Genomic DNA, 10,856 nt, shown 5'->3' with positions numbered 1-10,856 from the left:
GGGTGGCGACCAGCGCCCCGCTGCCGTCAAACTTCAGCGATTTGCCCGCCCGCTGCGCCACCGGCGGCAGTGTCAGCGCCACCCCGGCGGGGTCTGAAACCGGCTGCTTCAGCGTCCGGTCAAGCTGTTCCTGCTGCTGCTGGTCGATCATCGTCAGGCGGTCGAAGACGGTTTCATGCACCGCCGGAAAATAGCCGCCCTGATTGCTGATCGCGGTATCCTGCACCAGCCGCAGCACACGCCGCAGAGTGATTTTATGGGTGGCCGCCAGCGGCGCACCGGACAACGGATAGGTGACAGTGCCGCCGTTGGCCTGCCCGGCACCGGCCACGGTATAGCCGCCGGTCAGATCGGTTTCCACGCCGGTACTGACATCAGTCAGGGTGACGGTCAGATCTGACGGCTGGAAAATGCGGAACGGGAAGTCAAACGTGGTCGCCACGCCGTTTCCGGCATAGGTCACCTTGTTGGCATTACTGGCAAGAGTCATTGGGGGCCACCAGAGCAGTCTGCGGAATATCCTGACTGGCAGGGTAAACACAGACCGCCCCCGGTGTCGGGTGGTGGATTTCACCATCACCGCCCCGAACCATCCTGACCGGACCACTTGCCCGGTGCCGGATCGACCGGGTTTTGCGGCTGCTGCCGCCCATAGTTATGGCGGCAGACACAGGCAACAGGGCCCGGCTGCTTCAATCACACTGTCAATCGCCTGCATCGCATCGACAGCATCATTCTCCACCCATTGCCGCATGAAGGTAGATTTCTCACGGATGCCGGGCCCAGACAGGTCCTGACTGATGGCACCCTTCACGCTGCGCCGCGCCAGAAACCGCCGGGCTACTCCGGCGTTGCCTGCCCCACGTCAGTCTTCACCCCGATGTGGCCGATCAGGGCCTGAAGATCGCCGGTCATCTCAAACAGCCGACGGTGCGCCCCGGTCCGTGGATCGCCGTGCCGGGGTTGACCGAGCGGAACAGCGTGATCACACATCGGTATCAGGGGCCTAGGTGCCACGGGCGGACCGTCAGTGATGGTCAGGTTAAGACCATCGCCCGCATTACCCCACTTCTGCGCCCCGGCACGCGCAGGATCAGCCGCTACCGACCGCAGGGGCCGCCGTTCTCAGTCCTCGGGGGGAAAGGCCCTCGGGCGCTTTTTGGCGTAAAATTCTGAATCAATACTCAAGTTCGGCTTCACCCGCTCCCGCATCTCCAGGAATTCTTCCCGTGTTATTTCAACGGTGCGGGTGATCCCGCCATGGCTATCACCGCCAAATTCGTAATAATATTTTCCATCCTTCGCCAGCCAGGCTTCCCAACCCGGGTCGGCGACCCGGGTTTCGGTGACGATCGGGCCTTTGTAGGTGGATGGGCCATGGTCAATAATCGGCAGGTCCTTAAAGGCGATCATCGTTTCATCTCCTGTAGAAGGGCATGAACATCAAGCTCACTCTTGGGCGCGGCCACCAGATCGGCCACGCCCCGACCGCAGGGGCCGCCGTTCTCAGTCCTCGGGGGGAAAGGCCCTCGGGCGCTTTTTGGCATAAAACTCCGAATCAATACTCGTGTTCGGCCATACCTGCTCCCGCATCTCCAGGAACTCTTCCCGTGTTATTTCAACGGTGCGGGTGATCCCGCCATGGCTATCACCGCCAAATTCGTAATAATATTTTCCATCCTTCGCCAGCCAGGCATCCCAACCCGGGGCGGCGACCCGGGTTTCGGTGATGATCGGGCCTTTGTAGGTGGATGGGCCATGGTCAATAATCGGCAGGTCCTTAAAGGCGATCATCGTTTCATCTCCTGTAGAAGAGTGTTGATATCAAGCTCACTCTTGGGCGCGTCCACCAGATCGGCCACGGCCTCCGGCACACCGCCGCCGGTCCAGCCGCCGGGGATCCATAGATCATTGGCCCCAGGTTCCCGGCCGATCGGGAAACGGATTGTGTCCTTAAGATACTCCGGTGACACCGAGAAAAACAGCCACTCGCCGCTGCTGACTGACCCCGGATCAAGTTGCAGCATCTTTTCAAAAACGGCCAGATCCCCGCCGGATTTCTTCAGGATATGGGTAAACGCAGAAACCGGCATAATAAAGGCGTCCGGCCCCCCGATTGTCCCCCATTGATCATAAACCTTTTTAGGGGTCATCCGCACCGCCCCTTCCGTGATAAAGCGCTGCAGGTGGCGCTGAAGGTGGTCGGGGTCAATGTAATCCTCCGGTGCCGGGCGCTCTGCTTTTTCAGCCGTGGTTCTGACGTATTCAAAAAAGTCCTGCTCGATAACCGGATATCCGTATCCGGTCTCGTCGGCGACCACCGGGTCGGCATAGGGTCTGGCCCATTCCCGCCCCGGCCGGGCCAGATCGCGGGATGGGGGTTCCGGGGTCTGTGCCGCCGCCGATGCCCCGGTCTCGCCGCCAGCCTGTGCCCCCGCCTGTGCCATCGCCGCCAGACGGCGGATCCGCGGCAGCCCGAACACGTCGCCCAGACTGTCGGTCAGGCCCCGGTCACCGGGCTGCGCCCGTTCCCGCCGGGCGGCCCGAAAGAGGCTGTCCGCCAGAACCGACAGCGCCGCAGCCGGATACAGATCCTGCGCGGTGGGCCCCTGACCAGACCCAGATTGGCCAGACCCAGATTGACCAGATCCAGATTGGCCACCCCCAGACAGGCCAGCCCGCATTCTGGTGTATTCCTCAAGCCGGTGCTGCAGCGTGGCGAAGGGATCCTCCGCCATCGGCTGCCCGGCTGTGCCATAGGCCCCCTGCACCCGCTTTACCGCCGCATCGGCGGCGGCCACCGCACCGGCATCTTCCTGCCCGGTGGACACGGCCTGATCATAGGCCCCCAGCCACATGGTATGACTGATCCACCCCTGAAGCATGGCCCGGGGCCCGATCGCCGTGTCGGCCCCCGGGGTCAGATCCATCGGCTGATCTTTGGCCAATTGGCGCATGAACGGCGATTTGCTGTGGATCGCCGCCATCCCCGGCCCCGGTGCCTGCCGGAGGGAAGCCAACGCCCGCAGCAGAACCGGGGCCTTCACCCCCGCCCGGTCAATCACCGGGGCCAAAGCCAGCCGGGCCGGGGGGATCACCGCCGCAACAAGCGCCTGTAGGCTGGTCAAGCGCCGCAGATGGCGGCCCCCGTCGTCCAGAATCTGCTGTTCTGGTGCCTGCTGTTCTGGTGCCTGCTGTTCTGGCACCTGCTGTTCTGGGCTTTGCAGATCGGGGCCGGGGGAGGCATCGGGCTGCCGGGCCATGCTGTGCAGCCACGGCAGCAGCACATCCCCGGTGACGGCGGGGGCTGCCGCGTTAAAATCCGGCTGCCGGAGGAGGCGTTCTGCCTGTCGCAGCGCCGGGGCCAGATGGCTGAACCGCAGCACACTGTCAAAATGCGACGGCAACCGTGACAGGTTTAAGTCCAGCGGCCCGCGGCCCTGATCGGGCCGCACCGGCAGAAAACCGGGCGGTACCGCCGGGATCATGTCGGCCCCAGTCAGCCCCCCAGTCGGCCCCCCGGCCAACCCCGCCTGAGGGATCAGGGGCACAGCGCCACCCCGGTACACCCCCCACGGGGTGTTCAGCCGGGTGGGGTCCACCGCCGTGAAGGGATATCCTTTCACCGCGCGGTGGGCCTGCCGCGCCGGTTCTTTCTGCTGGTCAAACAGATCCCAGATGGCCTGTGCGGTGTCAAAGTCCCGCTTGGTCAGGGTGCCGTCGGCACTCAGCCGGGCCACCGCAGCATCCCAGCGGCTGCGGTCAACCCCGCCGCCGGGCATCGCCTGCCCCCACCGATGCCCCAGCAACAGCCTGTGCAGGGAGAGGGTATTGCCACTGTACAGCAGGGCGTGCAGAAGCTGCCCCTTGTTCTGGAACTGGAAGCCCAGTTCCTCCACCCAGATCGCACCGCCGTCCAGATCCGCACGGCGGCTGAGGAGACCCGCCAAATCGTTCAGCACCGCCTTACGGGCAGACTGGTACCGGGACGCGGCGGCCTGCACCGGCTGATACAGCAGGGTGGTGAACGGCCCGGCCCCGCCGCCGTCAAGCATGCGGGTAAAATGCCCGGCCCCCGCCAGCGCCGCATCGGCCCCCAGCAGGGACATCGCCCCGTTATTCCACGGCCGCAGGGCATCGGGCAGGGCCCCGGCGGCCTGTTTCCGCACCTGCGCGGTCAGGTCGGCCACCGCGTCGTCGATGGCGATTTTCTCGCCGTTCAGGTCGGCGGTGCGGGCGGCCTGCCCCGCTGTCATCAGGGCATCAATCCCATCCGACAGGGCGATAAAATCAGCATAGCGCATGCCGTCCAGCGGGGTTTTCCCAGACGCCCGCCCCGGCGGAATGGCCTGCAGACCATCAAAAATATCCAGCACGGATCCGGCCCCCGCCGGGTCCGTCGCCATCAGCCGGTCGCGCCAGCCCTGAAGGTCGAAATCCGGAACCGCCCGCGCCATCCCAAACCGCGCCGCCACACTGCGGGCCGCCTGCTGGAAACCGTCGCCAAGGCTGCCGGACACCGCTGACCCCGGCGTCAGCAGCTGCTCCAGGCGGCTCAGCCGGGCCGTAACATCCCGCCGGGCCCGGATCGCTTCCTGCGTCATGGCCACAGACAGGGCCTGCTGTTCTGTCAGGGTCGCGGCGGTGGTCCGGTCACCCGCGGCCAGTGCCCGGCGGATTGCGGCCTCCTGCCGTTGGGCCTGCATGCGGCTGGGGACCGGGTTTATGGCCGTCCGTACCGGCCGCTGGGCCACAAACTGCCGGGCGACCCCCTGCATCCCCTGCCCATCCAGCCGACGCAGGACCGCTGCCGGGCCTGCCCCGGCGGTGGCATCCCCTTCTGTATCGGCCAGATCACGCAGGGCTTTTGCCTGCCCCGCCAGCAGATCCAACCGTCTGCTGTCAGCGTCCATCAGGGACGCGGCCTGATCTGCCAAGGCCCCGGTCAGCGCGGCCTGTTGCCGCTGCATCCGCGTGTCCGTCTCGGCCTCGACCGCATCCTCGAACGGCGGGGCATTCTTCAGATCGCGGGACAGGGTATCAAAGCTATCGTATCCGACCAGCCCGGCCAGAACATGATGGTTGATCCCCCCCGTATCGGTCAGGGTCCCCTCCGGCAGGCCGCCGTCCTGCAGGCTCTTCACCGCGGCTTCGCCATATTCACGGATCAGTCCGGCCCGGTCGATCTGCATCCGGCGCGGGGCCCCGGCCTGATCCGTCAGTCCGGCCCCCTCTGCCCCCCCTTCTGGAACCCGGCCCTGCCGGATCAGGTCAAGGGCGGTATAGACCGGGCGCTGGCGGACCTCGGCGGCCACCTCTTCGCGCAGGGCGGCGCGCATCTCCATCCACTCGGCGGGATTGGGATAAGCCGACGGCGGCGGCCCCGCCGCCTGCTGTTGCCACAGCGCCCCGTCTGCGGTCTGCCCCTCCAGGGCGGCGCGGGCCGCCAGTGCCGTCTGATCCGCCAGATCCTCCAGCCGCTGCGCCTGTTCCGGGGGCAGCGCCGCCTTCAGGGCGGCCGGAAGCCGCACCCCGAGACGGTCCCGCGCCTGGGCAATGGCGTCATCGGTGGCCAGCAGCCGGTCAAACACCGCCCGCACCTTTGGCGTCATCGTCACGTTCAGGCCGCGCAGGGTGCGGTACACCCCGACCAGCCATGCCGACAGGCGGGCCATCACCGGCGCCAGCGCCTTTGACGGGGCGCGGCCTTCAAAGAAATAGGCCTCCGTCATCCGGGCGAAGGTTTCGTGAGTGTCCCGGCTGAGGGCGGCGCGGATCTGCTCCGGCGTGGAGGCCGCCACGTTGATCCTCACCCGCATGTGGTCCAGCAGGGCCTGAAGATCGGCGGTGATCCGGCGGCGGGCCGTTTCGGTCAGACGGCTGTCGCCCAGATCGGCGGTCATCTCGAACAGCCAGCGGTGCCCCATTTCGTGGATCACCGTGCTGGGGTTGGCCGACCGGAACAGCGTGATGACATCGGTGTCGGGGGCGTAGCTGCCACGGGGGGAACCGCCCGTCGCGGTACGCCCCCCTTGCGACGGGGCACCCGTCTGCGGTAAACTGTCTTCGCCGATCTGGACCGAGCGAGGAACGGTGGCTGTTTGCTCAGCTGGCGTGTTAGTCGCGACACGCTCCCAGATCGGTTTTCTGTTCTTAAACTGCGTGACACGGCTCGGTGCCGCGGTCTTCACATCATAGAAATCGCCATCCTTCGACGGCTCAAGCTGGACATAGGCCTGCCCTCTAACATGGGTGCGCTTCGTCAGAATCAGCGCCCGCCCGTTGCCGGAGTAGATGGCGTCAAAGTTCCGGGCAATATCCTCCACCATCTCCCGGGCATTGGCATAGCCCAGTGACCGCGCCTGTTCGCCATGGCGCATTTCGATGTGGACCAGCCCGGCTTTTTCATCCCCCACGCGCAGCCGGATCGGCCCGGCCTGCCGCCCGATCGCCGCTGCGATCTCGCGGGAAATTCCGGGCTCCTCGCCCTGAAAATACACCTGCCCGTCCATCCCCTTGACGCCGGTCAGCATCTGGCGGATAGTGATGTCGAGAGGCTGCCCCCTCACTTGAAGGGGCGTCGTTCCGGTTGTGCCGGGCGGCACACTCCTGCTGGGGGGCAGCCTCTTTCCCTCCACGACAACGTCGTAAAGATCAAAAGCGTTTGGATCAACGGCGATCCCGGCCTTGGTCTGCTCTGCGACAATCCGCAGAACACGGATGGAAGAGCCATCCCACACCGGCACATAAAAACGGTGATAGGTGTCAACGCCGGGCTTTGCCCCCGGCTTGGTGTTGGGGCCGCTTTCAATCAGAACAGACTGTTCCAGCAGCTGCGCCAGGTTTTTCAGCGCACCGGAACGAAGCCCTTTGTCCTGACGGAATGAAGGTGCCCCGGAAAACACCATGTGCCGGACATGCTTGGGCAGCATCCGGGCGATCAGCCTCTGATCCGCCGTTGACAGCGGCTGCCCGACCAATGACCGCACCGCCGCAACAAGGCTTTTCGGGGATGTATTCCCCCCGATGAATGGATCAAGATCGACCACCGTCACCCGGCGGTCGGGATCAACCCCGGCATTCATCGCCTGCGCCAGTACGGTTGCCCCATCCCCCGCCTGTTGCATCTGGTCCAGCAGGGTTTCCACCTCGGCCTTGGTGACGGTCTTGGGGTCCAGCCCGGCGCGGTCCAGCATCTGCGCCAGGTCCCGCACCGGGGCATCAAGGGCGTCGGGACGGGCGGCGGCTTGCGCCGTGGTCAGCGGCGATCCGGCCCACTCCCGGCCAATCGCCTCCAGCAGCGCCTGCGGATCGGCATAGCCATTCCCGGCATCAGAGACGCCGTTATCGCGCAGCACGTCATGTTCGGAAATCACCAGCGTGCCGGCATCGGTCAGCCCGCCTGTGCGGAACAGTCCCGGCGATGACTGAGGGGTGATCCCCAAGGCTTCCAGCTCCGCCGCCAGCGGGGAGCCGGGGGCCACCCCGCCCTGCCCGCGCAGGATATCCAGCACCGGGGTGCGGGCCGCCTGCACCGTGTTGCCGGTGCGCAGCCGTTCCAGCAACAGGTCGAGATCATCGCGCCGCACGGCGGGGGCGGCATCCCCCGCCCGGATCTGCATCCGTTCTTCGGCATACAGGGCGTCGGGGTCCATGCCACGGTCTTCGGCCCGGCGCAACAGGCGTTCGCGGGCGATGGTAGCCACCACCTTCGCCTCCGGCTCCGGTCGCCCGGCGGCGGTCATCTGTGCCACCACGTCGTCATAGACCGCCTGCCCCGGGGCCTGATGAGGGGCCTCGCCGTTGTCGCGGCGGGCACCCCCCTCGATCAGGCTGTCAATCTTCGCCCGCCAGTCCGGGTCGGAGAGATGAGCATCAGCCTCAGCCGGTGTCATCATTCCCTCAGCCAGCCGAACGTGCGGCATGATCTGAGCAAGCGGGGAGACTCCGTCCGCTCCGGCCTTGCCAGCCAGACGGGCGGCATCCGTCAGGAACTTTTCCAAGGGGATTGAGACATCTCCCCCCGAAATAGCCGCCTCGGGAAGCTGATCTAGAGCGCCCCATTTCTCCAAGGTCTGACTGTCGATCACGCCGTCCTGATGCAGCACCTGAAGCTGATCGGCAGGGATTGAGACCGTTCCATTCCCCTGCTCCGACAGGTGACGGATCAGCTCTTCCATCTTGCCCTGATCGCGCTCGGTCAAGCGGGACTTCTTGACCGCATCAACAACCGCCGAAAGCGCCGCCTCGCCTTGCTTAGCTTGGGCGGCTGCGGCGTCCGCCTTCACCTCGGAAGCAAGAGAACGTCCAAAAGCAGCGCCCGACACTCCCCCGGTCAGTCCACCCATAACCAGACCCTGCACCATACTTTCGAGCAGATCCTCACTCAGATTCTGCTTTGGAGATATGTTCTGTTGCAGGGAGACGTTCTGCGCTAGTTGTTCTCCACCGCTCTGAACTAGTTCAGTGATGCCCTCGTTGGCTGCCCCCTTGGCCATCCGAAGCAGTGCAGGTCCACCGTCACCAATAATCTTCCCGAGAAACTTCCCGCCGATCAGGTTTGTCGCCGCATCAACGAGGCCAGCCCCAACGCCAGCTTGTTCACCGGCACGTGCAGCCAAATACACCTGGGCCGCGTATGGGCTGTATCCGCTTTTGACAAGACCCTGATACTCAGAGGACTCCGCAATCATTTCGGGCGAAGCGTTCTCTGCTTGGGATTGAACCTGTAGCGAGCTCTGCGCGTAGCCCGCAAATCCCTCCAGTGTTGCTCCAAGCGTTGCCGCAATTTTACTGGCTGCCCGTACCGCAGCTGCACGAGCAGTCTCAGATGTCGCCCCCATCGCCAATGACTGCTGTTCCGCCCGCGCCGCCGCTCCTCGTGTAAAATAGGCTGTCAAGACCAAGGCCGCAGTCGAAGGAAGAGAGCGGAGGACATCCCCTGCCATTTTTGTTGGCGACGCCCAAGCAGCGGTTGCAGCATCAGTCGTCGCGTACCTCAACTCCCCGTACTTGGCCTTGGCCGCAGGGGAAATATGACTTATTGACCGTTCCGCAGCCTCTTGGCGCTCTCGGGCAAAGCGAGAGAGAAACATTGCGAAACTATTGTCGCGAAAATCCCGTAACGTCGTCGGATCATTCTTGAAGAGGATTGCTGCCTCCTCATCAGAAGTCGTCCACGGGTTGTTTGCGTCCAGTATCTTCGCGCCCGCCGCCAGAAGATCGTTAAGGCCAGCCTTTGTAGATCCCCAAAGGTAAGAAAGGGCAGTATCCACTTGTCCGATGTTCTCGACATCATCCTGCACCAACGCTGCGTTGGCCATATCGGCAGCCAGCCATGTTTGCACCGTCTGCGGGGCCGCCCAGAACTGTTCTGTCAGGGCCCGGGCCTCGAACTCCGGCAGCTCGGCCAGAACGGCACCAAAACTTTCCCCGCTGCGCTGCGACAGGCTGACCGCCTTCGCCACCTGATCGGGGGCAAGACCCTGCGTCTGCCGGGCACTGTCAGCCAGCCGGGCTTTCAGTTCAGCCTCCTGCATGGCTTCAGCCATAGCGGGGTTCCAGGCGGTGGGCTGCCCCGAAGCTGCCGCCAATGGTCGCAGACCCTGCGGCTCCGGTGTCTCGGGCACAGTCATCGCCGTATCAGCGCGGTTCGCGGACCAGTCGGCCATCAAGAAAAGCTCCTGCCAAAACCATAAAGTTCAGCAGTGTAGGCTTTACCCCCCCTCTCAGTCGGGTGGTGAACTTCACCCCCCTGATCCGCACACCTTCAGGTTTTGCCGCCCTTGTTGGAATCGCGTTCTGGGGTAAAGTGGTGGCGTCCCCCGGCCGGTGCTGCCCGGCTGCGGTGGGGCGCGCCCCAAGGAGAAAACCGGTGCTGCGTTTCCTGAAGACAGTTGCCATTGCGCTGGCGCTGGCATCCCTGCTGCCAGTGGCCACAGCGTTTGCCGCCACAGAATCCCCCCCGGCCGATCAATGGCAGGCTGACCCGCCTGACCACTGGCGGACGATGCACCCATGGCCTAGCCGCGTCCCCGGCACCAGCCGTTGCCTTCAACAGAAGACCACCCCGGTCTGTGCCGTGGAGACCCAACTCTACTGTGCTTTTGCGTGGTCAAATCCCGCCTGCGACAAACTCAGCAAGGGTGATCTCGCGGTAGCGCTCCTCACCATCATCCCGCAGGACATGTCTAGCGATTATCACTATTTGAAATACCGCCTGCCGCTGGTGGAGATAGTCACCGTCGGGCAGGCTGATGCCATCCATGCGACGGCATCGCAGCCGGGGGATTACCGGGTCGACATGCAGGTCACCTACTGCCATATAAAAACAAAAGTCTGCCGAGAAGATATCCTCCCCATCTTCAACTTTCTGCTGCGCGAGGTCGGCGGGGACTGGCAGGTTGTTGAATGGGACAGCCTGCCGCTGCTTAAAACCGGGGAAATGGTACCCGGCACCACCCTGCCGAAAGAACAGTGGATGGCCGACCCGCCCGACCTGTGGCGCAAGCTAACCAACAGCGACGATAAACCCAGCACCAGCCGCTGCATCGGCCAGACAACCTCCCCGGTCTGTGCCGTCGAAACGCTTCTCGCCTGTTATCGACGAGAGGTCGAAGACTTCTGCAGAAAAGCCGTGCTTGACACCGGATGGACGAAATTTAACGAAAGACCAGAAAGATCAATCGGTTACGCCGGTTATACGAAATACCGCCTGTCGCTGGTGGAGAAAGTCTCCGTCGGGCAGGCTGATGCCGTCGACGGGGCGGCGTCGCAGCCGGGGGATTACCGGATTGATGTGCAGGCGACACACTGCCTCGATCCCGAGAACTTCTGCGAAACGGATATTGGCCCGG

Annotated in this window: 6 protein-coding genes; 1 reads left to right on the top strand and 5 read right to left on the bottom strand. The window is 64.3% G+C overall.

What is annotated here, in order from left to right; genetic code table 11:
• The 5 genes from G365_RS22495 to G365_RS0119455 form a co-directional block, all read right to left on the bottom strand.
• On the bottom strand, positions 1 to 490 hold a 490-nt coding region (locus G365_RS22495), incomplete at its 3' end, for a hypothetical protein (protein WP_043743123.1).
• A 350-nt stretch (positions 491 to 840) separates the two neighbouring features.
• Positions 841 to 993, bottom strand: a complete 153-nt coding sequence (locus tag G365_RS24035; protein WP_019647206.1) for a hypothetical protein — start codon at positions 991 to 993, stop codon at positions 841 to 843.
• Positions 994 to 1,125: 132 nt separating this feature from the next.
• On the bottom strand, positions 1,126 to 1,413 hold the full coding sequence (locus G365_RS0119465; protein ID WP_019647205.1) for a hypothetical protein: 288 nt from the start codon (positions 1,411 to 1,413) through the stop codon (positions 1,126 to 1,128).
• A 93-nt stretch (positions 1,414 to 1,506) separates the two neighbouring features.
• Entirely contained in the window at positions 1,507 to 1,794 is a 288-nt protein-coding gene (locus G365_RS0119460; RefSeq protein WP_019647204.1) for a hypothetical protein, read from the bottom strand.
• The gene (locus G365_RS0119455) at positions 1,791 to 9,671 is read right to left on the bottom strand and encodes a hypothetical protein (RefSeq protein ID WP_155976403.1); all 7,881 of its coding nucleotides are present in this window, start codon (positions 9,669 to 9,671) and stop codon (positions 1,791 to 1,793) included. The genes G365_RS0119460 and G365_RS0119455 overlap by 4 nt, the downstream gene beginning before the upstream one ends.
• 203 nt (positions 9,672 to 9,874) lie before the next feature.
• On the opposite strand from G365_RS0119455, the gene G365_RS22490 reads away from it, so the two are divergent.
• On the top strand, positions 9,875 to 10,856 hold a 982-nt coding region (locus tag G365_RS22490; protein WP_155976401.1), incomplete at its 3' end, for a hypothetical protein.

Origin of the sequence: Novispirillum itersonii subsp. itersonii ATCC 12639, assembly GCF_000381985.1 — a bacterium.
GTDB lineage: Bacteria > Pseudomonadota > Alphaproteobacteria > Rhodospirillales > Rhodospirillaceae > Novispirillum > Novispirillum itersonii.
Note: the sequence above shows the minus strand (reverse complement) of the source record. Positions and strands in the feature narration are given on the sequence as shown.

What these genes read in the sequence shown, in the direction of transcription:
- G365_RS24035 (WP_019647206.1), bottom strand. Translation starts at nt 993, where the DNA reads ATGTGTGATCACGCTGTTCCGCTCGGTCAACCCCGGCACGGCGATCCA.
- G365_RS0119455 (WP_155976403.1), bottom strand. Translation starts at nt 9,671, where the DNA reads ATGGCCGACTGGTCCGCGAACCGCGCTGATACGGCGATGACTGTGCCC.
- G365_RS0119465 (WP_019647205.1), bottom strand. Translation starts at nt 1,413, where the DNA reads ATGATCGCCTTTAAGGACCTGCCGATTATTGACCATGGCCCATCCACC.
- G365_RS0119460 (WP_019647204.1), bottom strand. Translation starts at nt 1,794, where the DNA reads ATGATCGCCTTTAAGGACCTGCCGATTATTGACCATGGCCCATCCACC.